Source organism: Oceanobacter sp. ABM4_470 (assembly GCF_056158645.1).
This window is the reverse complement of sequence record NZ_JBSWTR010000001.1, coordinates 1-23,920: the sequence shown is the minus strand read 5'-3', so window position 1 is coordinate 23,920 and position 23,920 is coordinate 1. Positions and strand designations below refer to the sequence as shown.

Below are 23,920 nucleotides of genomic sequence, written 5' to 3'. Positions count from 1 at the left end.
CTGACTTACCTCCGGCCCATGCCCGGCGGACGTTGCCCCGTACCGCCCGTCATGCTGCGAGCCTGGGCTTCACCGTCAGAGGTTTTTTGCTTGCTGCCTGCGATCAGCTGCGCGCCTTCCTGCAAGCCGGATACAATTTCCACATGGGTGCGGCTTCGCACGCCGGTTTCAACCGGCATACGCTCACGTTGACCATTCACAGCCACCTTGGCAAAGCTGCCACGAGGGGTAGAAACCACAGCGGCAACCGGTGCCACCAGCACATCTTCGGCGTGACTTTCAACGAAGAACACCTTGGTGCTCATGGAATCCATCAAACCGCCGTCACTGTTTTCAACGTCCACCAGCACCTGATACAGCACCACGTCGTTGACCACGTTCGGGGTTGGCAGAATCTGACGCAGGGTCGACCAGCGGTAATCCTTTGGTTTGCCCAGAGTGGCAAATTTCACATCCATCCCCCGGCTCAGACGCGGCACATCGGCTTCGGACACTTCAGCCCGCAGGGTCATTACCGACAGGTCAGAAATCTGCAACACCGTTGGCGCACTGTTAGTCGCGTTCAGCGTTTGACCTTCGCGTACTGCAATGCTGGCGACCGTGCCATCAATCGGGGCGACAATGCGGGTATAACCCAAAGATACCTTGTCGGCTTCCAGCGAGGCTTCATCGGCCTTGATGGTCGCTAGCAAAGCATCGATCTTGGCCTTGAGGATTTTTACTTCGGTGCGACTGGAAACCAGCGTATCCAGACTGATGGCCTTGCGGGTGTAGAGGTTTTCATTACGCTTGAGGCGCATTTCATCCAGCTCCAGCTGGGCTTCCTGCTGGGCCAACTGGGCGCGTTTGTTGTCCAGGCTGGCTTCGGCAGTTTGCACATTCAGCTCGAACACAGAGGCGTCAATTTCCGCCAACAACTGGCCTTTGGTGACCACATCGCCTTCTTCAACTAACAGGTGTTTGACCTGCCCCGACACCTGAGCCCCCACTTCCACGTAATTTTTTGGCTCCAGTGTACCGGTGGCCGCCACGCTGGATTCAATATCGCCGTAAGCCAATGGTTCGATCAGCCAGCTGTCGGCTTCGGTGTCGGTATCCGACCAGATCACATAGGCAGCCACGGCTGGTGAACCCAGAATAATCAGCCACAGCAGCACGGCCAGCCAACGCTTGCCCTTGCCTGATGATACTGGTGAAGAAGGGGTGCTCATTCGGATGCTCCTTGTTGTTGTTCACGCTTGCGGCGTGGTGCTTCCGGGTTGTCAGAATTCAATTCGCTCGCTGTCTCTGTGCCAGCATCCGGCTTGCCACGTCGAGCGCCTTCCGGCCGCTCGCCATTACCGCGCGGACCACGAGCTTCGCCGTCACCGCGAGGGCCACGAGCTTCTCCCTCACCGCGAGGGCCGCGAGCTTCGCCGTCACCGCGCGGACCGCGGGTTTCGCTGCGATCAGCCCCCGCCACGGTGTTGTCAGGCGACCTGGAAACAGCCTGTTTGGACTGAGTCGCTTGAGCAGAAGCTGGCTGGTTAAAAGCAGGCGTCGAACGGTCGTTACCGGTCGCTATCGCCGCAGAAGTAAACCACCATACCGACGTGGCACTGGCTGCAGCACTGATACAGGCCGCAAGAACGAGGCGTTTCATAACTGGATTCCTGAAGAAGTCCGATGGCGAAGCGGCACTCATGCCCAACCACCATCAGGTCATCGCCCGGATGCGAGCGAATAGCAATAATAACAATTATCAGTTCTTTCAGGTTAAGAAGCGGATAAGACCTTTTTAAAAATTTCCCTATTCAAAATACTTTTTTATAAAAAAACACCCCGATGGCAGAAGCCAGCGGGGTGTTATCAGAAACCTTCAAACAGCTGTCAGAAGGTGTATTCCAACGTCAGCTTGATGTTACGGCCCGGCTGGTAAGTCGTGGTATCTTCAATGCTGCCATCTTCAGCTTCAACACTTGAGATATAACGTTTGGCAAATTGGGTATTGAAGGCATTTTCAACACGCAACTGGGCCAGGAAATGTTCATCCACTTGCCATGAAGCAAACAGGTCGTAGATGGTGTAAGCCTCACGAGTACGATCTACGCCACGCTCAACGTATTCACGCTGGCTGCGGTGGGAAACATCCACACCCACACGGGAAGCGCCGTCCATCAAATAACCACCCAGCGAGAAGTTGATGCTGGCCGGGCTGATAGAAGGCAGCTTCATGCCCTTGCTGTCGCCAGAGGCGTATTCACCTTCAATGTTCTGGGCGCTCAGGGCCGAGAAGATACGATCGTTGGTGTAGTTCATGGAGTATTCAAAGCCACTGATTTTGGCCTTGTCGATGTTCTGGTACTGGGTAATGGTCACCGCGGTATCCGTGCCATCAACATCCATGGTGCGAACTTCACCGGTTTCCGCCGAAGCAATGTAATCCTGCGCCCGCGTGGCAATGTAACCCGCCTGGAAGTTCAGCTGGTCATTGCTGGAGAACAGGCCTTCGCGGTCGAAACGCACACCGGCTTCCCAGCTGTTGCTGGTTTCGCCTTTGAGTTCGTAGTTGGCTTCGCGATAGGTGCAGGAACGACGGCCACAGCTTGCCTCGTCACTGGAGCGTGCTTCAAAGGTAGAAGGCGTACGGAAACCTTTGCCCACCACACCGTAGACCGCCAGGCCTTCTGCCACGGTGCCTTCAAACGGCTTGAAGTTGGCCGCCAGTTTTGGCGAAACCGCCGTTTCTTCAATAGCAGGATTCTGGGCATAGTGATTGAGGAAGCTGTCATAGCGCACGCTACCAATCACTTCCAGCGACTCACCAATCGCGATGGTGTCGCTGATGTAAGCACCCCATTGATTGCGCTGGGCATCATCGCCGTAAGCGGTTTCCACTTCGTCGGTAGTAATGTCTGCACCGTAACGAACCGAGTGAGTGATGTCGTCACTCTGGAAAAACAGGCTGACGTTTTCCACTTCAGCGTATTTGGTTTCCACACCCCAGCGGGTCCAGGCATCGGCGCTGCCTTCCAGACGACGGCGACGCTCGGTAGTGCTTTCGCTATAACGCACGTTCAAATCCAGATACTGATTGTCCGCCGCGGCATTGCTGTACTGCACAGTGAAGTTGTCGTCACGCACGTGGGTGTCATTGGCATCACCATAGGCACCGCTGCCCGTAGTCGTCCGTGCAGTGTAGTGCTTGCGCATCAGGTTAGCCGACAACTCCAGACGCTGGTCTTCGTCCGGCGTGGCGACCATCTTGAACAGGCCGTTCTTGTCTTCGGTGCCGGTGGCACCTTGTAAGGCCTTGTTGCCCTCAGCGTCCTTGTATTCACCGGTGTTACGGCGCAGCAAGGTGGCCGATAGCGCAAACTGGTCGTTGAAAGACTTCGCCAGATCAGCCGAGACATAACGGGACGGCGCATTGGTTTCGATGCCTGCACGTACAGCAGCACCCCAGTCTTCACCAGCCTTGATGATGTCTTCCGGGTCCTTGGTTTCCAGCAGTACCACGCCCCCCAGCGAGCCACTGCCATACACGTTGGACGAAACACCCGGAATCACGGTGATGGCTTTGTACATATCAGGTTCCAGCCAAACCGTACCGGCACCTCCATGGCGTACCTGATTGAAGTTTTTCGGTGCGCCTTCTACTCGCACACTGACCTGATCCTGGGTAAAGCCACGGATGTAAATCAGGCTGCCTTGCTGGCCGCCTTCTTCATCTACCTGCACACTGGTGGTTTTGCGCATGGCATCTGCAAAAGTGGTGGCTTGCTGGGCCTTGATGTAATCGGCAGAAATCTTCTGGGCGCCTTCGGCCGCGCCGATGCGCTGACCTTCCGCCGATTGATATTTATCCGCTTCGGCGGCGTTGGCCGTTACGGTAGAGGTTGGCAATGCCTCGTCAGCCATGGCTGAAACAGACACACAGACACCGCTGGCAATGGCAACGGCCATAGCAAGGGAATTCAGTTTCATGGGTTCTACTCCGATAGGTTATTCCACCGGTCTGAGCCGGCTTTTAATTCAATTTGGTCCTGGGGCCCTCTGAGTAACTCGGTGCCCGCCTGGCAGGCTTACGCCTGCTTATCCAGGTTGTATTCCAGTGAAATCGTCATGGTTGCTGGCAGCTTGCTGTGTATGCCTTCCGTGGGTTCTGGGAGCGTCAGCTCACTGAACAGGTCCTGCGCACTGCGATTCAGACGCTTGCTTTTACTTTTGCGAATCAGCTCAAAATGGCCAATACGGCCATCGCGCTGAACGCGGAATCGGACTTCCACCACGCCTTCTTCCCGGCGCAGACGGGCTTGCTTGGGATAGCTCTGACGGGCATTGATGGTTTGAAATACGGTCTGTTTGTAGTCATTCCAGGCCGTTTGCTGAGTCTGGGCACCGTCGTTGCCAACCTGCCCAGTGCGAGCGCCTCCAGCCTGCTGGCGAGCGGCGACTGACGGACGGCTTTGCTGCAGTGTTGGCATCACACGCTGCGGCTGAGGAGCTGGCTGCTCTGCCGGTTCAGGAAGGGTTTGTTTTCGCTCTGTACTGCCTTTCACCGCGATGTCTTTCACGGCAATGTCTGTCACGACGGTGTCGGCTACAGGTGTTGGTTCGACAGGCTCTGGCTTCGTTTCAGGATCAGACCTGGTGTCGGTATATTCTTTGGCTTGCTTGTCATGCTTTTCAGCAACTGCCTGCGGTGCAGCACGCGTTACCACGGCTACAGGCTTGCTTTTGGGTGCAGCAGGCGTTTTAACAGCAGCAGCGACTGGAGTAGCTACCTCTGCAGCAACTGGCTCGGGCACAGCAGCCAACACCGGCAATTGCAGCAATACCGACTGACGAGCATCACCGCCCTGCCCTTGCAGCGCAGATACGTCGGATTCACCAACCAGCTGCTCGTTTGCAGGCCACAGCGTAAACGCCAAACCGGCGTGAGCAGCCAGTGCAATTCCGGTCGCCAGCAACTTGTCAGAGAAGCGCATCAGCGAACCTCCTTGCTGATCAGCAGCACCTGCTCAACACCCTGACCATTCAGCCAACGCATGGCCGCTCGCAGGTGCTTACCGCGCAACTGGCGGTCAGCCATCAGCTCAATCCGTTCACCTTGCAAGCTGATGGACACAGAAAGCAGCTCAGGATCAGCCGCTGCAAAATCGAGGAGCACCAGGCCTTCGCTATTCCGCAATTCACCATTGTGGTGTAACGCCAGGGTAACGGACTCAGCGGCAGTCTGACGCACATCACCTGCATCATCCGCCAGCTCGATACCCTGTGGAGATTGGCCAGAGAATTGACCGGCCACCATGAAGAAAATCAGTAGCAGAAATACCACGTTGATCAGCGGCAGCACCGGCTCAATTGCCGGGCGGTGGGATACTGGCACCTCAATCATCGCTGGCCACCTGCTCGCTTGTGATTGACGTTGGTGCAGCATCAGGTGACTCCAGCACCAGCTGAACCTGTGGATAACGACCTTCCAATTCCGATCGCAGCGTCAGAATATCGGTCAGAACCGCCTCATCGTGAAACGCCATCACAAGGCCATTCCCCGCCGCCAGCGCACGAGCAACGTCGGGCACACTGGACAGCTCAGCAACCAGAGCGTCACAGTCCGCCGTTCTGGTGGTATGACCCACACGCAACTGACACAGACTAGTCGCTTGTTCGTCACCAGCCGCCAACAGTGACATCACCACTGGCAGCTGATCGCTGCTCTCCACCACGGCCGCGCCGGATTCATGAGTCACCAACTCTCGCTGTTGCAGCTTCTGGAACTGCACCACCAGCATGAAAAACACCAGCAAGATAAAGACAATATCAATGAGCGGCGTCAGCCCTATCCCCGGCTTGCGCGATGCAGATACTGGAATGGCAGCACTCATGGAACCACCTCAGCTCGCGTTGGCCTTGAACGATGGCAGCTCTGCCAATAGCTGGTTCAGGCACAAACGACCGGCTTCGAATCGACGGTCGAAAACATGCCACGCCGTCAGCGCAGGCAAGGCCACAACCAGACCCGCCGCCGTGGTCAGCAACGCCTGCCAGATACCACCAGACAACTGTGAAGGATCAACCTGACTGCCGGCTGCCTGAAGTGCCTGGAACGCTTCGATCATACCGATCACCGTACCCAACAGCCCGACCAGAGGCGCCGCTGCAGCAACCACTTCCAACACCCTCATACCAGCGCGCTGGCGATCCAACAGCAAAGCAGCGTAGGCAACCAGGCGAGATTCATCATAGGCAGGTAAGGTTTCCGCAAAGCGCATCAGCGCAGCAGGCACAGTCGAAGAATCAGATGTCGCTGAAAATGGATTTTGCTGTTGGCGTAGCTGCTGCAGCTGCTGCTCATTGGTGGTTAACCCTGCCCGCAACAACGCAAGACCAACGTAGGCCATCGCAGCCAGAGACAGCACAGACATGAATAACAGCAGCCAAAGCACCCAACCACTGGTCGAAAAGAAAAGTTCCTGAATCATAATGCAAATAAGAACAACAATTAGTTACACAGGATAATACAATCAAATGCGAACTAATTACAAATACAGATCCATATCAATTGCAATAACGAGAAAAATATGAGCCATAAAATCCATGAGGGACCACTCCCCCTTTAAAGAGGGGTGACTTGCCCAGCAGGGCCGCTTCTGGGTATATTCGGCGGTTCGAGGTAGTAAAATAACCACACAATACGCAATACCCGTGGCAGAGAGGCTGTATGAGCTTACTGGATCAAATAGGCGAACGACTGGACAGCCTGAACAAGTCTGAACGCAAGGTTGCAGACGTTATTCTGAACGACCCCAAGGCGGCGACCCGCATGAGCATTTCGGCGTTGGCCAGTGCGTCTTTGGTAAGTGAGCCGACGGTTAACCGCTTTTGTCGTAATTTTGATACCTCCGGCTTCCCCGATTTCAAAATCCAGCTGGCCCAAAGTCTGGCCACCGGTACGCCGTATGTCAGCCGTAATGTGGATGCCGACGACGATGCCGAGGAATACACCGACAAGATTTTCACCTCGACCATTGCCGCAATGGACAATGCCCGCAAGAAAATTGATGTCGGCGCGGTAGAAAAAGCCGTCGATTTTCTGATTCAGGCCAAACAGATTTCGTTCTTTGGACTGGGCGCATCAGGCCCGGTGGCGATGGATGCCCAGCATAAGTTCTTCCGCTTTAACCTGCCGGTGATGTCGTACGATGACGTACTGATGATGCGTATGGTGGCCGCTGCCGCCCATACCGGTGATGTGATTGTGGCGATTTCCTACACCGGCCGTACCCGCGACATGGTGGAAATTGCCAAAATCGCCCGCGCCAACGGCGCGACAGTGATTGGCCTGACCGCCAATGATTCGCCACTGGCAAATGTGTGCAGCGTACACCTGTCGTTCCCGACGCCGGAAGACACTGACCACTACATGCCAATGACGTCCCGCATTGTGCAGCTGATTATTCTGGATGTGCTGGCAACCGGCGTAACCCTGCGTCGCGGCTCCGACTTCCAGCACCATTTGAAGAAGATCAAGGACAGTCTGAAAGACACCCGCTACGCCGATGGTGAAGACGACGCGACAGCGTAGCCCTGCCATTGACGATCCACCAGCGCCAGCAATCTGTGTTGTGCAGACGGCTGCGCTGGTTTCGCTGAATGTGCCACCGCTGTGGACTCTTCCAACTCCTCCTGATTCCTTTCGACCCGACTTATTTCTCCCGGATTTCTTTCACCCTGGCTTGCGCGCCCCGGATTCAGAGCATCCCGCCCCTGAACATCCGCCGCCAGCACATAGCCCTGCCCCCGTACGGTTTTGATCAATTGCGAACGACCACAACCAGGCTGTTGCGGCTCGGGTACAGAAGCCGCCAATCGCCGTCGCAGTCGACTGATTTGCACATCGATAAACCGATCCATTGGTAAATTTCCGCGCCCACGGGTCATGTTGGCAATGGTTTCGCGGCTGACAACCTGACCTTTACTGTCCAGCAGCAGCATCAACAGCTGGTATTCGCCACCCGACAGCTCCACCAGCTGGCCCTGAGGATTCAATAAATGACGCGCCACGGTATCCAGACAATAGCCGTCAAAACACAAGAAACGCGGCGTGCCGGGAGTATCTCTAGTGTGATTGTCATCAGAAAAGGAACGTCCCGAAGTACGATGGAACCTGCGTAACATGGCCCGGCACCGGGCCACCAGCTCACGAGGGTTCAGCGGTTTGCTGAGGTATTCATCAGCACCGGCTTCCAGCATTTGCAGACGAAGTTCTTCCGGGCTTTCGCCATCGCTCAATACGACCACGGGAAGGTCACTATGCTGGCGCAGTGCCAGCAGTTGCGACAAGGACACATTCGCCAGCACCAGAAGGTCAGCCTTGGGACAGCAATCCGGCGAAGGCAGCACCGCCATACTGGCGACACTGTGAACATCAAAACCAGCCGTTTCCAGATAGGCCTGCAACAGCAGTCGCATGCTGGCATCCGGCTCCAGCAACAAAAGATGTGGGCATTCAGACATACGCATTTCCGCCATCAGGTCGGTGCTTTTTTATTCTCTGGCCACTCCCCAAAGCAGCCTGTTGCGGCAGTGTAACTGCCCGCATCGCCCAAGCCTGATACCCTCATGACCAAAGATTCATCAAACCGCACAGCTGACTGCAAACAACTACAACCCGGTCCAGCCCAACCTGACCCACCCCACAAAACAATGCTTTGTTGCAGAGGCCCGACTGTTCAGCCTCGCCACCACTCTGCATACTGGCACCTGATCTATTCCCTGATTTATCTATTTCCCTGAAAGGAAGCCCGATGAAGCTGTATCAGTATCACCATTGCCCTTTTTGCGTTCGCGCCGACATGGTGGCCAACTACAAACAGGTTGAGCACGAAAAGGTGTTTCTGGCCAACGACGACGAGCAAACCTGCTTTGATTTGATCGGCGCCAAGATGGTGCCGATTCTGGAATTGGACGACGGCACCGCGATGGCCGAAAGCCTCGATGTGTGTGCCCGTTTTGATGAGCAGGGTGACCCTGACGCGGTGATTCTGGATGCTCGTCCAGAGCAGGAACAGGCCGCTATGGCCTTGCTGGATGGTGTGCGCAAATCCATTCATTGCCTGCTGTTCCCGCGCAACATCAACCTCGGGCTGCCGGAATTTGCCAGTCAGGCATCGCGGGATTATTTCCAGAACAAGAAAGAAGCCATCATCGAACAGACGTTCGAACAGGCATTGGCAGACACCGAGCACCACAAGGCTATGGTGGAAACCACACTGGCACAGCTACCGGCCCTGAGCCTGCCAGCCGACCACCAGCAGCGAATCAGCTGGAGCGACGTGATCATTTACCCAACGTTGCGCAACCTGACCATGGTGAAAGACCTGAACATTCCGCCAGCGGTGATGACCTACCTGCAACAGGTTGCCAGCGTGACCAATACTCACCTGTATCTGGACCACGCCATCTAACGCTCGATCAGTTGTCTGAAAAAGGTCAGAACTCCTACAGCAGCAGCTTGCGGGCAACGGCCAATACCGCACGCCAGCGGCTGGCCAGCAGAGCAACAAAGATCAACACACAGCCCACCAGCTGCATCGGCGTGGTTTGCTCACCAAACCACGCCGCCGCCAACAGCGCCGTCCAGACCGGCTCCAGCACCATGATAACCGCCGCCGAACTGGGCGAGGTTTTGCCCTGCGCCCACACCTGCAGAAAGAACCGGCCGCAGGTTGCCAGCACCACACTCAAACCGACCCACAGCCAAATATCCACAGCCGACGGCAGTTGCCAGGTTTCCATCAACAGCAGTACCGGCAAGGCCACCAGTCCTACCATCAATAATTGAATCGACGACAGCGCCACCGCCGGAGTCATGGCCGCAGCACGACTGGTGAGCACAAAGGTGAAAGAAAACAGCAGCGCCGCCATCAAAAAGCTCAGCTCCCCCAGCCCAAACACAAAGTCTCCATCCAACGACAAGCAGGCCAGCCCCACCGCCGCAATGGCCACCGAAGCCCAGGCCGAACGAGCCGGTTTATCGCCCATAAACCAGCCAACCACAGGCACCAGCACCGCCCCCAGACTGGTCAGGAAAGCCCCAACACCCAAGTGCTGGCCGTACTTCAACCCCAGAATCCAGAAGGTCATCGCCACCCCGAAGCTGAGCCCTGAACGAATCGCCCGGCCCCAGCTCTGCGAACTCATGGCGGCAAGCTGCTTATGACCGGCCGCGGCCAACACCAGTCCACCGCTGGTGAAACGCAGGAAAATAAAGGTAATGGGGGCAATCCCGGCCAATGCTTCTTTTGAGAAAATCCAGCCGACGCCAGCCAGCAGGGTTACCAGTACCAGCGTGAGGTCGGCCTTGACCGCAGCGGAAAGGGGCATACACAGTCTCCAGCGCATAAAGGCGCAGATGGCACAGGACTCATCGACGTTGATGGCCTGGCAGCGGAACAAAAGGGCCGGTATTCTATAGCAGTCTGCTGCTGCGCGTGTGGAATAACCCGTTGCCATAAATGCAACCACGGGCTTAAGCCACAGGTGAGACAAAGCGTCGCACGCTGTCCGACGTCAGCCGCTGCGCCCGCCCCCGGAAACTCCGTATACTGCCTGTCTGTTTTGCAAAAGCGTGTTCCTATGTCAGCGGCCGCCAGAAACCACCTGAACCCTATCCTGCAGCGTGTGGCGCTGCTGCAACTGGCCATCGCCTTTATCTGGCTGATGTTCATCGGTTACCTGCAATTTCACGGCGCCGATAACCTGCAACCGGCCTGGGCGCTGTTAGCGCTGTACCTGCCATTGCTGGTATTCACCCAGTCGCTGCTGACTCGCAAGTCGATCCGCGACTGGCAGTTATTTGTTTTCCTGACCATTGAATGCCAGCTATTCACCGGCTTGCTGTTTTTCACCGGCGGAGCCACCAACCCGTTAATTTCCTACTTTCTGGTGCTGATCGTCATTGCCGCCTGGGGACTGCCCTGGAATCAGTCGATCTGGATTGCCGCCCTCGGCATTCTGGACTACAGCATTCTGGCCGTCTGGTACCAGCCCATCCTGTTGAGCGAGTTGGACGGCATGAGCCACGTGCAGGACATGGATCATATGTCGTTGGCCAGCTGGCACCTGTCGGGCATGTGGCTGACTTTTGTGATCAGCGCGCTGATTCTGGTGACCCTGATTCCCCAACTAATGCGCACCCGCCAGCGTCAGCAGCAGGAAATCCAACAACTGCGAGAACAACAACTAAAGAACGAACAATTGATTGGTATTGGCACCCTGGCAGCCGGTACCGCCCATGAAATGGGTACACCTCTGATGACTATGGGGATGGTGCTGGAAGACCTGCTCGACAGCGGTTCCGTCAGTCAGAGCCCGGTACTTGAAAAAGACCTCGACCTGTTATTACAGCAGGTGCAGCGCTGCCAGCAGTCGTTACAGCAGCTGGCCAAACAGGGCCGTGAAGCCCGCACGGCCCGCATTCAACCGGCCCATGAATGGTTGCACAGCAACCTGCAACGCTGGCAACTGAGTCACCCCAAAGCACGCTTTGAAAGCGCCGCCAACATGTCGCATAACAGCGCCCCCATTCAAACCTCGCCCTTGCTGGATCAGGCCTTGCTGAACCTGCTCGACAACGCCGCCGAAGCCGGCAGCGACACCGTTCAGCTCAGCTGCCAGACGGCGGATGGGTTCTGGTGTCTGGATATTTGCCAGAACGACCCCCACGCCGCCCATCAACTAAGCCAATACGTCCCCTATCAAAGCGACAAACAAAGCGGCCTCGGCATTGGACTCTACCTGAGCAACGCCAGCGTCGAGCAATTTGGCGGCAGCATTGAACTGCACGCACTGGATAACGGCGGCAGCTTGTGCAGGCTGCGTTTGCCGGTTCACACAAACGCCAGCAGCAACACAACAACAAGCAACACAACATCCAGCAATAACACAACCACCACGCCACCTGATTCTGGAGCCAACCGATGAACCTGCCTCGCATTCTGGTGATCGACGATGACCAACACTTCAGCCAGGTGATGTGTCGTAGCCTGGAACGGCAGGGCTACCACACCGCCGCTGCCAGCAATGGCGAGCAGGCGTTAGCTACCCAGCAGACATTCCAGCCCGACTGGGCAACCCTGGATTTGCGTATGGAGCAAGAATCCGGCTTGCGATTGATCATCCCCTTGCTGAAGCAACAACCCCACCTGCGTATCGTCATGCTGACCGGCTACGCCAGCATTGCCACCGCGGTCGAGGCCATCAAACTGGGAGCGCACAACTACCTGCACAAACCGGCCACCTTGCAGGAACTGATCGCCGCCTTTGGCAGCGACAGCCAGACCACAACAGACAACCCATCGGCCACCAGCACAGAGCCCGAAGGGGAAATCATGTCAGTCGACCGGCTGGAGTGGGAACACATCCAACGGGTGCTGAATGAAAACGAAGGCAACATTTCAGCCACCGCCCGGGCGCTGAACATGCACCGTCGAACCTTGCAGCGAAAGCTGCAAAAATACGCCCCACGATAAACAAAGGGGGACATCTATTTAATCCGGTGCTCACTCTGGGCTGCTGGATGGTTTCGAATCACGAAGCCGACTTGCAGGCCTGACGGGTCAAGTCAAAAGTCGGCGACACAGAGTCGAGATCATCCGGTAGCCCCCGCAGGGCGCGGGTTGCCGCCACCCAGTGCTGTGTTGACGAACTTGAAAAGACTCGACCGGACAGGTTCGTCATTTCGCTGCATTCGTCGCCTTGCACTGAACAACGGCAACACTCGCGCAGAGCCGTGCAGGATTAAATAGATGTCCCCAAAGGACTAACATGAAGTTTCTGGTTTTCCTTGGCAGCGTACGCAACAGCACCCCACCCCGTCCGGCCCGCTTGGGTGAACGCGTCGCGTTGGCCTGCCTGCTACAGCTAAAAGCCCGTTTTAACGCCCATGCGGAAGAGCACAGCTTTGAACTGATCGACCCACTCGACTACTCATTAGAACCGGTGTTCAAACCGCACTTTTCCTATTCCAAACGTCAGGTTCCGCCACTACTGGATTCACTGGCCGAGAAAATCCGCAGCGCCGATGGCTACGTCATGGTCAGCCCGGAATACAACCACAGCATGAGTCCGGCATTGGCCAACCTGCTGAACCACTTTGGCAGCTCGTTGTTTTCCTACAAACCCAGCGCCATCGTGACCTACTCCGCAGGCCAGTGGGGCGGCATGCGCGCCGCCGTCGGTATGCGTACGTTTTTGTCCGAGCTGGGCTGCTTGCCGGTATCTGCTATGGTGCATTTGCCCAAAGCGCAGGAGGTGTTTGCAGAAGATGGCAGCCTGACGGCCGGAGAAGACAGCGAACGCTGGCAGGACTATGTTGGCCGTACCTTTGACCAGTTAATGTGGTGGGCCGACGCCACCCACAAGCAGCGCCAACAGATTGACCCCAACAGCCAGATTGGTGTGTTTTCCAAATCGCCTTCTGAGCGGAACATTCTCTAGACTGGCATGTAGAAGCCAAAAAGCAGGAGCGCCATTTTCACCCAAGCATTGAGGTGAGCCAATTTTATCAAGAACATTCAAAGCGGCCTTACCATGGATGGTAAGCCAGTTCAGTTGAGGCATGGATGCCGAATCTGAACGTGCTTTGCGAATGTTTGCGATAAAAATTGAGTCGCGAACCGGAAGCGCAAGGTGGAAGGACGATCCGATGCTTCAGGCCCCGCCCTGGTACAGCTCAAGGAACGAATCAGCGCCCGCTATTTGAAATACGAGTCTTCGTTAAAAGTACTCAGCCACTCGGTATGAAACGCCACCATTCCGGCGATGAACATGCCGTTCACCACGCCTTCCGGAAACATCATCAGCGGCAAGTAGCGCAGGTAGTCGTGCCACACCTTGGCCAGCGTATAGTCGCCGCTGGCTACATACGCCAGACTCTGCAACACATCCAGAAACGCATGGGTAAAACCGGCATTAAGAAAGCCTGCTACCAGAATGTAGACAAACGGATTGTGCGGCAGGCGCTTGTACACCAGTGAGTAAAACTGCCAGGTAAAAGCAATTGGCAAGGCATTCTGAATCAGCAGGTGATAACCGAAATCGGTCCAGTGAGTGGCACCCAGCAACAGCAGTCCAAGCTGCATCAAGGCGGCGGCCAGCAAGGCCAGTCGCCAGCCCATCATCAGGGTGGCGGCGGTCAGGCCCAGTACGTGAAATTCCAGCCCCGGCAGAATGCCTGCTTTCGACATCCACAACATCACCAGCGCCACCACACTGCCGTAAAACAAATGCTGCGCGGTGCGGTTTTCCCGTAGCGCCTGCCAACGATAGCTGTAAATGCTGTAGCCCAGCGTCAGCACGCTGAGCACGCCGAATACGGCAAAAGTCCAGGCTGGAAAGGCTGGTGTCATGGTCTGGCTCCGATACGATCAGAGGTCAGGCAAGCAGCTCCTGACAATACAGCAGGGCGTCTTCGCGGCCATTACTGGCCGGGTAATAATTGGGACGAACCCCCACCTGACAAAATCCAAGTTTTTCATACACGGCAATCGCCGCAGCATTGCTTTCCCGTACTTCCAGAAACATCTGGCTGCAACCGCCCTGTTCGACCATATCGAGCATTTGCTGTAACAGCTGCTGGCCAAGGCCACGACCACGCAGGTCTGGCTCGACCGCAAAGGTCAGCAGCTCGGCCTCACCGGCAATCTGGGTAACCACCGCAAATGCCACCAGCTGCTCTGTGGCAGGATCGACCAGCTTCCAGATCACGCCGTTGCGCTCCAGATAGCGACTCATGGTGGCCCGGCTCCAAGGGTGATAATGGCTGCGGTTTTCAATGTCCATCAGTCGATCAAGATCGGCCACAACGGCCGCCTGAACCTGATAATCCGCGCCGGTTTTAACTGTCATTGGCCAGATTCCGCACCGTCAGTAGTTGTTGCCACAGCTGTTTTTTCAGCGCCCCTTGCTGCATGACCGTCAGGACGCTGTGATCCATATAAGCACCGGGCACGTCGATGTGCTGTAGCCAGCGACGGGCATTGGTGCCCAAACCAATTGCCAGTTTGGCACCATGATGGGCAAAGAAATTCCACTGCGCTCGCAGGGCTTGTTCAGCCACCGCCGCACTTTGGTCTTCACGGGCATTTTCAATAAAAGGCCAGCGGAACATTACCGGCTCGCCCCGCAACACTTCCCAGCCCATGGCCGCGCACACCCGTGGCGCAAAGGCCAGCAGGTTGCCCAGCTCATTGAAGTCGTCGCAGACCCACACCACCGTATCACCGAACTTCACAAAGTGCAGTTCAAAACGCGGCGGCGTAAGATCGGTTGGGTCGATTTTGCCATCCAGCGAAGCGGCTTTGTCTTGCGCTACCGCAGTATTCTGTGGCGCAGTCGCTGGTCGATCCGTTACCGGCGTATCAGGCTCTGTCCTGGCAGCAGAAACTGAAGAAACCGGAGCCGCGTGTGCTGGACGGTCAATAGCCGCCGTTGGATTCGCCGAAGCAGGTGCCGGATTCGCCGCAGCAGGCGCTGACGCAACCGGAGCAGCACCGCCCAGTAACTGCGCTGCCATGTGCGCGCCACGCTGGCTGTCACCGGCCGCAGGCAAGTGATCGGCAGACATATCACCGGTGCCGTGTAAGTGGGTGCCTTCCCCCAATACCGGTAACAGGTTACTGGGGGCAGCATTGGGCAGTTCCTGACGTGGAACCCACACCGGAATGCCCATGGCTTGCAAATACTGCTGACGAACGGCCTCACGCATAGAACAACATCAACTCCGCTTAAACGCCGTCATTCTGTGGGTGCTGACGCACCACATTGGAATGCAGCATGTTGAGGGCGTGAATGTACGCCTTGGCGGAAGCCACCACAATGTCGGTATCCGCGCCGTTGCCATTCACAATTCGACCGCCCTTCTCCAGACGAACGGTCACTTCGCCCTGTGAATCCGTACCCTGGGTAATGGCATTCACGGAATACAGTTGCAAGCTGGCACCGGATTCGGCCACCTGTTCGATGGCTTTCAATGCCGCATCAACCGGACCACTGCCTTCGCCGCGTACTTTATGTTCAGTGCCGTCCTTGCTGACCACCAGCTCGGCGACCGGGGTTTCACCGGTAGCAGACTGACTGGACAGGGACACCAGTTTGAACACGTCCGGGGCGATATCCGCGACGGTTTCGCTCACCAGTGCTTGCAGATCTTCGTCGAAGATTTCGTGTTTCTTGTCGGCCAGATCCTTGAAGCGGGCAAAAGCCTCGTTCAAGGCCGCGTCGGTTTCAAAGCTGACGCCCAGCTCTTCCAGACGACTACGGAACGCCGCACGGCCAGAGTGCTTGCCCATCACCATCTTGTTGGCGCCCCAGCCCACGTCTTCAGCCTTCATGATTTCGTAGGTTTCACGGTGCTTCAGCACGCCGTCCTGGTGAATACCGGACTCGTGAGCGAAGGCATTAGCACCGACGATGGCCTTATTTGGCTGTACCGGGAAACCGGTCACGGTGGACACCAAACGAGAAGTCGGCACGATGTGGGTAGTGTCGATGCTGGTTTCAATGTTGAACAGATCAGAGCGGGTACGGGTCGCCATCACGATCTCTTCCAGCGCCGCGTTACCGGCACGTTCACCCAGACCATTGATGGTACATTCCACCTGACGGGCACCGTTGGCGACCGCCGCCAACGAGTTGGCTACCGCCAGACCCAGGTCGTTGTGACAGTGCACCGAGAAAATCGCTTTGTCGGCGTTTGGAATGCGTTCCAGCAGAGTCTTGATCTTGTAGCCAAACTCTTCCGGAATGGCGTAACCCACAGTGTCCGGAATATTAATGGTACGAGCACCGGCGTTGATGGCCGCTTCAATGATGCGACAGAGGAAGTCCATGTCGGAACGACCGGCGTCCTCACAGGAGAACTCGACGTCTTCCACAAAACTACGGGCTTTCTTCACCGCGTAAACCGCCTGCTCAACCACCTGATCCGGCTGCATCCGCAGCTTGTACTGCATGTGAATTGGCGAGGTCGCAATAAAGGTATGAATACGGGCACGTTCGGCTTTCGCCAGCGAGGCGGCCGCACGTTCAATGTCATTATCCACCGCACGGGCCAGACTGCACACCGTGCTTTCACGCACTGCCGCAGCCACCGCTTCGATGGAGGCAAAATCGCCCGGAGAGGCCGCCGCAAAACCGGCTTCGATCACGTCAACGCGCATTTTTTCCAGCGCCTTGCCGATACGAACCTTTTCTTCCCTGGTCATGGACGCGCCCGGGCTTTGTTCACCGTCGCGCATAGTGGTATCGAAAATGACCAAACGATCTGGCGTACTCATGATGCTCTCTCCTGCAAATTTGGGGTTGTGCGCACGTTTGTAAGTATAAATATCGATTGTCATCGTGCTGGCGCACACATCTGAACAGCCCTCTCGGGGCCGCCCGTGTCACTAGTTGATTATACGCAGACACCCCAGTGGCCGCAGTAGTTGAGGCCGCCGAATTACGCTTATTTTTGATCCTCACTGATGAGCGTCAGCGCCCAAACACAGCCGTCGGGAAATGACCAATCGTCTCATCCAGACGCACAGACGCTTGCAAGCCAAAACCAAATACTGTTTATTTATACAGTAATTTTGATTTTACCGCGTCATCGGCGCAAGGCGTAGCACATGCTTCCTGAATCCCGCTCCCATACAGCCAACGACCCTGCTTCCCATTCGGTACTCGATCAGGTGCTGGACCGTGGTGATGTCTGGCAGGCCAGACGCCAGCCGGAGTTTGCGCACAAGCAGATCTCCAGTGGTTTTCCGGAGCTGGATGCCCAATTGCCCGGCGGTGGCTGGCAGGCTGGGCAGCTGTGCGAGATTTACCAGCAAGGCCTCGGAACCGGTGAACTGAGCCTGATTCTTCCGGCGTTGGCCAAACTCAGTCAACAACCCCACTGGATTCTGTGGGTAGCGCCACCGGCCATTCCTTACGCGCCGACACTCAGCCAGGCAGGGGTTAACCTGAAACACATTCTGGTGGTGCGCCCCAAAAGCTACAAGGAAGCTATCTGGTGTTTGGAAGAAGGCCTGCGCAGCGGTCATTGCAGTGCGGTTCTGGGCTGGCTGGGAGAATGGCACAAGCAGCATATTCGCCGCCTGCAAATCGCGGCGGCAGATACCGATAGCCACTGCTGGGTTTGGCCACAAACCGGTTTTGATGCCAGTGGTTCGCCGGCGGCCTTACGCCTTGGCGTACAACGCTTGTCTGCCCGTCAGCTGCAAGTGCAATGCTTCAAGCGTCGTGGCAGCTGGCCCGGCAAGGACTTTATGGTCGATATCACGCAGGCCAGCGGCACCCCGATGCCAGCCAACGACCGTTTTCCAGCTCACAAAGCTGTGTGCCTGCAGTCCGTTGCACGACTCGGCTCGGCCAACTGACAGGGCATCCGCCATGACGCCGCTGTGGTTATACCTGCATTTCCCCGACCTCTACCTGCACAGCCTGCTGATTCCGGACGATCAGCCGGTGGCCCTGCTGGGAGCCAGGCATCAGCATGTCGAACAGCTCAATGAGCCTGCTCGCAAAGCCGGCGTCACCGTCGATATGTCGATGGCAACGGCTTGCAGCCTGTGCCCGGGATTGCTCTGTCAGCCACTGGATGACATACAGCAACAACAGTTACTGGAGCAAAAAGCCCTGTGGGCCTATCGCTACTCGGCGCAGATTTGCCTCGACCCACCGCAAGGGCTATGGCTGGAAATTGGCTCCATGCTGAAGCTGTTCGGTGGGCTGGAATCCCTCTGGCAGCGACTGCTGCGCGAAGCCCCAACACAATGGCCAATTCAGCTCGGCGTGGCTCAAGCGGCTCAAGCCGCTCGGCTGCTGGCCATTAACCACATCGGCCTGCCCAACAGCGACAAACACTGGATTCGCCAGCAACTGCATGGCCTGACGTTGGCGCAGCTGCAACTGGATGAGAGCCTGCAACTGAAGCTGCAACGCGTAGGTGCCAAAACCCTCGGCGATCTGGTGCGCTTGCCACTGGCCGACCTGGCGGTGCGTTACGGCATTGAGCTGGTCGACTACCTTGAGCGCATTCAGGGCCACAAACAGCAGCCGATGAGCTGGTTTGAACCGCCCTTACGATTCCGTCAGGACGCGTTTTTTATTGAAGAAGTCGAACATCAAAACGGCCTGCTATTTCCCTTACGGCCGTTACTGGCTGCGCTCAGCAGCTTTCTGCAACAACGCCAACTCAGTACCCGCACCCTGATTCTGCGACTCAAACATCGACACCAGCCAACCACCGAATGGCGGCTCAGCTTTGCCCGTGCCGAACACCGGGAACAAGAGCTGTTGGCGTTGGTTCGTTACCGTTTCGAACATCACACCCTGCCCGCTCCGGTCACCTCGTTGCGATTGTGCGTCGACCACTTTGAAGACATGTATCCCCTGCGAGCCAAAGGCAAACAGGGTCAGAACTCTCATTGGGACAAGTTACTGGGAGCTGCCGGTACAGCAGACGCCATGGACGAAGCCTCCGGGGTACTCGATGATAGTCTGCTGAACCGCTTGCAGGCCCGCTTGCAACATCAGCAGCTGTTTTACCTGCAAGCCAATGCCGATCCGCGTCCGGAAATCGCCGGTCAACTGCTCGACAGTCATCGTCATCCACAGGCGGCTGTTATCCGCAAAGGCCTGCTACGCCCGATATGGTTGCTCGACACCCCGATTCCCTGCCCTCAGCCCCATGAAGACACCTTGATCCTGCATCGGCCGGAGCGCATCAGCAGCGGTTGGTGGGACGGCATAACCGTACGGCGGGATTATTACCTCAGCCTGCAATCCGGGCAGCTGCTGTGGATCTACCGTGATGCCAGCAAAGGCTGGTTTATTCAGGGGCTATTTGGATGACCACAACGCATACCTCTTCAACCAGTGCTGTATTGCCTTACGCCGTATTTCCTTACGCCGAGCTGCACTGCGTCAGTAACTTCAGTTTTCTGCGCGGTGCTTCCCACCCGGAAGAACTGGTGGTGCGCGCTGCGGAGCTAGGCTATCACTCGTTAGCCATTACCGATGAGTGCTCGGTTGCTGGTGTGGTTCGGGGTTGGCAAGCACTGCAAGACTGGCAGCAAACGCACCCGGACCAGCCAGCCCCGAAACTGATCATTGGCGCCGAATTCCATTGGCAGAATCATTGTTTCGTGCTGCTGGCTCCCAGTCTCATCGGTTACAGCGAGCTGTGCCGCTTGATCACCGCCTGTCGACGTTCTGCGCCCAAAGGGGAATACCTGTTCAACCCGGAACAACTGCTGGATAGCGAACACCTGCTGCTACTGTGGCGCCCCTCCGCCAATACCTTCAGCAGCCAGCCCTTGCTGCAGCACTTGCCGGAGCATTTCCATAATCGCTGTTGGTTACTGGCCGAGCGGCTGCTCGATGAACACGATCCGCACCAATACGATCAGGTCATAGCTCTGGCACACAGCCTCGGCATGCCGGTCACCTGCGCCAGTCAGGTCCATTGTCACCACCCCGACCGCCAGCCCCTGCAAGACTGCCTGACGGCCATTCGTCACAACAAGGCCATCAGTGAGATCCCTGACTTGTTGTTCAGTAATGGCGAGCGGCACCTTCGCTCTCACAGTAAGCTGGCGCATCTGTACGATGCCAAACTGCTGGCGTCCACCGTTGAGATTGCCGAGCGCTGCCAATTTCGCCTGGACGAAATTTGCTATCGCTACCCAAGAGATACCGTTCCCACAGATCAAAACCCGACAGACTGGCTACGCTACAAGGTTGAACAAGGCCAGCAACGGCGCTTTCCCGACGGCACCCCAGAGGAGGTTCAGGCGACCATCGACAAAGAGCTGGCACTGATTCATAAGAAAGAATACGAGCATTACTTTCTGACCATTCACGACATCGTCCAGTACGCCAAACGCAATGACATTCTGTGTCAGGGACGTGGCTCGGCAGCCAATTCAGTCGTGTGCTATTGCCTGGGCATCACGGAAGTGAATCCGGTCGAAGTCAGCCTGCTGTTTGAGCGATTTATCTCCGAAGAGCGTAAAGAGCCACCGGACATCGATGTCGACTTTGAAAGCCAGCGCCGCGAAGAAGTAATCCAATATATTTACCAAAAATACGGACGTGAACGCGCAGCACTGGCCGCCACCGTGATTTCCTACCGCCCCAAAAGCGCGGTACGGGATATTGGCAAGGCGCTGGGGCTCAACCTGATGCAGCTGGAACACGTGATCGCCAACTTCGGCTGGCGTTATCGCGGCAAGAACTGGCTGGACGACTTTATCGATCCCTCGTTAGGCAACGCCAATCTGATGCAGCAATTCAAACAACGCATCGAAGAAATTCTGGGCTTTCCCCGCCACTTGTCTCAACACGTGGGGGGTTTTGTGATTACCGAAGGCGCCTTGACGGACCTGGTACCAATCGAAAACGCCAGTATGGCCGACCGCACCGTGATCCAGTGGGACAAGGAAGACCTTGAAACCATGGGGCTGATGAAAGTGGATGTGCTTAGCCTCGGCATGCTGACGGCGATTCGCCGCTGCCTACAAATGATCAGTGACCGGCAAGGTAAGCCATTCGGATTGGCCGACATTCCCCGCAGCGATCCTGCCACCTACCAAATGCTGCAACGGGCAGATTCAGTCGGCGTCTTTCAGGTAGAAAGCCGCGCCCAGATGAACATGCTGCCAAGACTGAAACCCAGCTGTTATTACGACCTGGTGGTTGAAGTCTCGATCGTTCGCCCCGGCCCGATTCATGGCGATATGGTGCACCCGTATCTGAGACGGCGTAACGGCGAAGAAGCAGCGGATTACCCTTTACCCGAACTAAAACCGATTCTGGAACGCACGTTAGGGGTGCCCCTGTTTCAGGAACAAGTGATTGCTTTTGCCATGGTGGCTGCCGACTTCAGTGCCGCCGAAGCCGATCTACTAAGACGTTCCATGGCCAGCTGGCGCAAGAAAGGCCATATGCACAGACTGCAACTACGGCTGGCCACCACCATGAAACAGAAAGGCTTCAGCGATGAATACATACAGCGAATCCAGCGACAGCTGGAAGGCTTTGGTGAATACGGCTTTCCCGAATCCCATGCTGCCAGTTTTGCCTTACTGGTCTATGTCACCGCCTGGATGAAATGCCACTACCCCACCGAGTTCTGCTGCGCTCTGCTCAACAGCCAACCGATGGGATTTTACAGTCCAGCGCAGCTGATCGAAGATGCCCGCCATCATGGAGTGGTCACTCTTCCTGTGGATATCAACGCTAGTCAGGTCGACCATCAGGTGGTGTATCACAATGGTAAGCCGCAATTGCAATTGGGATTGCGTCTGGTGAGGGGATTATCCAAAGAAGGCGCAGAATTGGTGGCCAAACGCCGGCCAGAAAATACCACGAATGGAGAAGCACAAAACGGGGGCTACAAGGACATTCAACAGTGCCGTTACCTGTCGGGGCTGGATGCTCACGAACTGGCCGCTCTGGCGGCCGCCAACGCTTTTGCCAGCCTCGCCTACCAGCGCCAACAAGCCAGCTGGATGGTGGCAGAACCCTTGCAAGATGACCTTTTATCCACAACACATAGTGCAGCACTGTCGTTTCAATGGCCGTTCGGCAGCCCCAACGAAGTAGAAAACCTGTTGGCAGACTACCAGTCGTTAGGACTGACACTGGGACGTCATCCCATCGAAATCCTCAGAGAACAAGGCAAGTTAGGCGATAGTCACACCGCCATGTCGCTACGTACCGCCGCCCACGAATCCGAGGTAAGGGTGTGTGGACTGGTTACCTGCCGCCAACGCCCCGGTACCTCAGCCGGAGTTACTTTCCTTACGCTAGAGGACGAAACCGGCAACACCAACGTCGTGGTATGGCTAACACTCGCCAAACAACAACTGAAAGAGCTCACCCAAGCCCGCATCCTGCAGGCCTACGGTAAGGTAGAAAAAGACGACAGCAGCGGCATCGTCCACCTGATCGCCTACCGCCTCACCGACCTTAGCCAAGCCATCGACGAACTGGATGTGGCATCACATGATTTTCATTAATCAGCTTTTACGAACCTGATAGAAAGGCTCACCCCAGTGTTCAGTCACATTATCCAGCATCACGCCGATAATGACTGGAACCAGCGAGCCGAGAATCCTTCGGCCATCGATAACCTGGCTACGATTAACCTTGCCGCCACAGGTCGCGCCGCCGTGTACAAGCTGGTTTCGTAGTGTGTACAGGCGCTCCATCACGATGTTCAGCACTTCGTCAGTGCGCTGATTCACCAGCGCTGACTTCGAACGATCCCGGGCACGGTTAAAACTGATCTGCCATTCATCAATACCCGGCTTGTGATTCTGGTAATCCCAATAACGCTGATAAACAAATTCGTTGTCCAACAGATGTTTAATGGCGGTTTGATAGGTATCCCAGACAAGATCGCCGATGTGGCCGCTCTTATCCAGGTTCACAATCCGCTTGATGAAAAACTGGAACGCCGTCTGATCAGGCTCGGGATCACCGTGGTTATCATTGGCATAAGCCGCATTCAAAGCGATCCAGAGAAAGATAAAAGCCCCATCGTCGTCCTCGCATTGCTCAGCCCGATGTAACCAGCTCAGCGCCCTGTGAATACGAAGATCAAGATGCTCTGGCGTGGTGTCTCGCAGCGCCCGCTGGCGCTCTTTTAACGGAGCAAACAACTGTGGATAAGTAGCAGAATCCATAATCAGAAAATCCCTAAACGGCGTATTCTGACCATACGATATTGGTGACAAATAAAATAGAGCGATGGGAGCACGGCATCCGGGATCGAGGTGATATGGCTCTGGGAGCGCGGTGATACTGCATTCCGACGGCCCGCCCGCATGGGGTGCGGTGTTGTGATGAGGATTATGTGTGGAGGTGCTTGAGTCGC

General features: G+C 56.3%; 22 protein-coding genes. 8 read left to right on the top strand and 14 right to left on the bottom strand.

Annotated elements, in window-relative coordinates; genetic code table 11:
- Positions 1-5: 5 nt before the first annotated feature.
- The 7 genes from ACXADJ_RS00110 to ACXADJ_RS00080 all read right to left on the bottom strand — a co-directional run bounded on the left by ACXADJ_RS00110 (position 6) and on the right by ACXADJ_RS00080 (position 6,410).
- Positions 6-1,211 (bottom strand): efflux RND transporter periplasmic adaptor subunit, encoded by a 1,206-nt coding sequence (locus ACXADJ_RS00110; RefSeq protein WP_475061747.1) that lies wholly within the window; start codon positions 1,209-1,211, stop codon positions 6-8.
- Positions 1,208-1,642 carry a hypothetical protein gene (locus ACXADJ_RS00105; RefSeq protein ID WP_475061745.1) on the bottom strand — a complete coding sequence of 145 codons (435 nt, stop codon included), beginning with the start codon at positions 1,640-1,642 and terminating at the stop codon, positions 1,208-1,210. Before ACXADJ_RS00105 ends, ACXADJ_RS00110 begins: the two co-directional genes overlap by 4 nt.
- Before the next feature lie 227 nt (positions 1,643-1,869).
- Positions 1,870-3,966 carry a TonB-dependent receptor domain-containing protein gene (locus ACXADJ_RS00100; RefSeq protein WP_475061743.1) on the bottom strand — a complete coding sequence of 699 codons (2,097 nt, stop codon included), beginning with the start codon at positions 3,964-3,966 and terminating at the stop codon, positions 1,870-1,872.
- 98 nt (positions 3,967-4,064) lie between these two features.
- A complete protein-coding gene (locus ACXADJ_RS00095; protein WP_475061740.1) occupies positions 4,065-4,970 on the bottom strand; it encodes a TonB family protein in 906 nt (301 codons plus the stop codon).
- Positions 4,970-5,380: an ExbD/TolR family protein gene (locus tag ACXADJ_RS00090; RefSeq protein WP_475061738.1), complete on the bottom strand. Its 411-nt coding sequence runs from the start codon at positions 5,378-5,380 to the stop codon at positions 4,970-4,972. The genes ACXADJ_RS00095 and ACXADJ_RS00090 overlap by 1 nt, the downstream gene beginning before the upstream one ends.
- A complete protein-coding gene (locus ACXADJ_RS00085; protein ID WP_475061736.1) occupies positions 5,373-5,870 on the bottom strand; it encodes an ExbD/TolR family protein in 498 nt (165 codons plus the stop codon). Before ACXADJ_RS00085 ends, ACXADJ_RS00090 begins: the two co-directional genes overlap by 8 nt.
- Before the next feature lie 9 nt (positions 5,871-5,879).
- Positions 5,880-6,410: a MotA/TolQ/ExbB proton channel family protein gene (locus ACXADJ_RS00080; protein ID WP_475061734.1), complete on the bottom strand. Its 531-nt coding sequence runs from the start codon at positions 6,408-6,410 to the stop codon at positions 5,880-5,882.
- A gap of 296 nt (positions 6,411-6,706) precedes the next feature.
- On the opposite strand from ACXADJ_RS00080, the gene ACXADJ_RS00075 reads away from it, so the two are divergent.
- Positions 6,707-7,570: a MurR/RpiR family transcriptional regulator gene (locus tag ACXADJ_RS00075; RefSeq protein ID WP_028293784.1), complete on the top strand. Its 864-nt coding sequence runs from the start codon at positions 6,707-6,709 to the stop codon at positions 7,568-7,570.
- Here ACXADJ_RS00075 and ACXADJ_RS00070 read toward each other — a convergent pair.
- Positions 7,537-8,502 carry a response regulator transcription factor gene (locus ACXADJ_RS00070; protein ID WP_475061730.1) on the bottom strand — a complete coding sequence of 322 codons (966 nt, stop codon included), beginning with the start codon at positions 8,500-8,502 and terminating at the stop codon, positions 7,537-7,539. The two genes, ACXADJ_RS00075 and ACXADJ_RS00070, sit on opposite strands and share 34 nt — an antisense overlap.
- A gap of 290 nt (positions 8,503-8,792) precedes the next feature.
- On the opposite strand from ACXADJ_RS00070, the gene grxB reads away from it, so the two are divergent.
- The gene (grxB, locus tag ACXADJ_RS00065; RefSeq protein ID WP_475061728.1) at positions 8,793-9,452 is read left to right on the top strand and encodes a glutaredoxin 2; all 660 of its coding nucleotides are present in this window, start codon (positions 8,793-8,795) and stop codon (positions 9,450-9,452) included.
- A 34-nt stretch (positions 9,453-9,486) separates the two neighbouring features.
- Here grxB and ACXADJ_RS00060 read toward each other — a convergent pair whose 3' ends face one another.
- Positions 9,487-10,371 carry a DMT family transporter gene (locus ACXADJ_RS00060; RefSeq protein ID WP_475061726.1) on the bottom strand — a complete coding sequence of 295 codons (885 nt, stop codon included), beginning with the start codon at positions 10,369-10,371 and terminating at the stop codon, positions 9,487-9,489.
- Between the two features lie 252 nt (positions 10,372-10,623).
- Here ACXADJ_RS00060 and ACXADJ_RS00055 point away from each other — a divergent pair, with 252 nt between their 5' ends.
- From ACXADJ_RS00055 to ACXADJ_RS00045, 3 genes are all read left to right on the top strand, one after another.
- The gene (locus ACXADJ_RS00055; RefSeq protein ID WP_475061724.1) at positions 10,624-11,970 is read left to right on the top strand and encodes an ATP-binding protein; all 1,347 of its coding nucleotides are present in this window, start codon (positions 10,624-10,626) and stop codon (positions 11,968-11,970) included.
- On the top strand, positions 11,967-12,518 hold the full coding sequence (locus tag ACXADJ_RS00050; RefSeq protein WP_475061722.1) for a response regulator transcription factor: 552 nt from the start codon (positions 11,967-11,969) through the stop codon (positions 12,516-12,518). Before ACXADJ_RS00055 ends, ACXADJ_RS00050 begins: the two co-directional genes overlap by 4 nt.
- A gap of 295 nt (positions 12,519-12,813) precedes the next feature.
- Positions 12,814-13,485 (top strand): NADPH-dependent FMN reductase, encoded by a 672-nt coding sequence (locus tag ACXADJ_RS00045; protein WP_475061719.1) that lies wholly within the window; start codon positions 12,814-12,816, stop codon positions 13,483-13,485.
- A gap of 257 nt (positions 13,486-13,742) precedes the next feature.
- On the opposite strand, the gene ACXADJ_RS00040 is transcribed toward ACXADJ_RS00045, so the two are convergent.
- From ACXADJ_RS00040 to ACXADJ_RS00025, 4 genes are read right to left on the bottom strand one after another with little or no spacing between them, the layout of a single operon-like run.
- Complete coding sequence (locus ACXADJ_RS00040; RefSeq protein ID WP_475061717.1) at positions 13,743-14,396, bottom strand: energy-coupling factor ABC transporter permease; 654 nt, start codon at positions 14,394-14,396, stop codon at positions 13,743-13,745.
- A gap of 25 nt (positions 14,397-14,421) precedes the next feature.
- Entirely contained in the window at positions 14,422-14,895 is a 474-nt protein-coding gene (gene rimI, locus ACXADJ_RS00035; RefSeq protein WP_051219322.1) for a ribosomal protein S18-alanine N-acetyltransferase, read from the bottom strand.
- The gene (locus tag ACXADJ_RS00030; protein WP_475061714.1) at positions 14,885-15,754 is read right to left on the bottom strand and encodes a hypothetical protein; all 870 of its coding nucleotides are present in this window, start codon (positions 15,752-15,754) and stop codon (positions 14,885-14,887) included. Before ACXADJ_RS00030 ends, rimI begins: the two co-directional genes overlap by 11 nt.
- Before the next feature lie 19 nt (positions 15,755-15,773).
- Entirely contained in the window at positions 15,774-17,324 is a 1,551-nt protein-coding gene (locus tag ACXADJ_RS00025) for a 2-isopropylmalate synthase (RefSeq protein WP_475061713.1), read from the bottom strand.
- Between the two features lie 333 nt (positions 17,325-17,657).
- On the opposite strand from ACXADJ_RS00025, the gene imuA reads away from it, so the two are divergent.
- From imuA to ACXADJ_RS00010, 3 genes are read left to right on the top strand one after another with little or no spacing between them, the layout of a single operon-like run.
- Positions 17,658-18,413 carry a translesion DNA synthesis-associated protein ImuA gene (gene imuA, locus ACXADJ_RS00020; protein ID WP_475061711.1) on the top strand — a complete coding sequence of 252 codons (756 nt, stop codon included), beginning with the start codon at positions 17,658-17,660 and terminating at the stop codon, positions 18,411-18,413.
- Between the two features lie 13 nt (positions 18,414-18,426).
- Positions 18,427-19,890 carry a Y-family DNA polymerase gene (locus ACXADJ_RS00015; RefSeq protein WP_475061709.1) on the top strand — a complete coding sequence of 488 codons (1,464 nt, stop codon included), beginning with the start codon at positions 18,427-18,429 and terminating at the stop codon, positions 19,888-19,890.
- Entirely contained in the window at positions 19,887-23,060 is a 3,174-nt protein-coding gene (locus ACXADJ_RS00010; RefSeq protein ID WP_475061707.1) for an error-prone DNA polymerase, read from the top strand. The genes ACXADJ_RS00015 and ACXADJ_RS00010 overlap by 4 nt, the downstream gene beginning before the upstream one ends.
- On the opposite strand, the gene ACXADJ_RS00005 is transcribed toward ACXADJ_RS00010, so the two are convergent.
- The coding region (locus ACXADJ_RS00005) for a hypothetical protein (RefSeq protein ID WP_475061705.1) at positions 23,061-23,920 on the bottom strand (860 nt) is incomplete at its 5' end. It lies immediately after the preceding gene.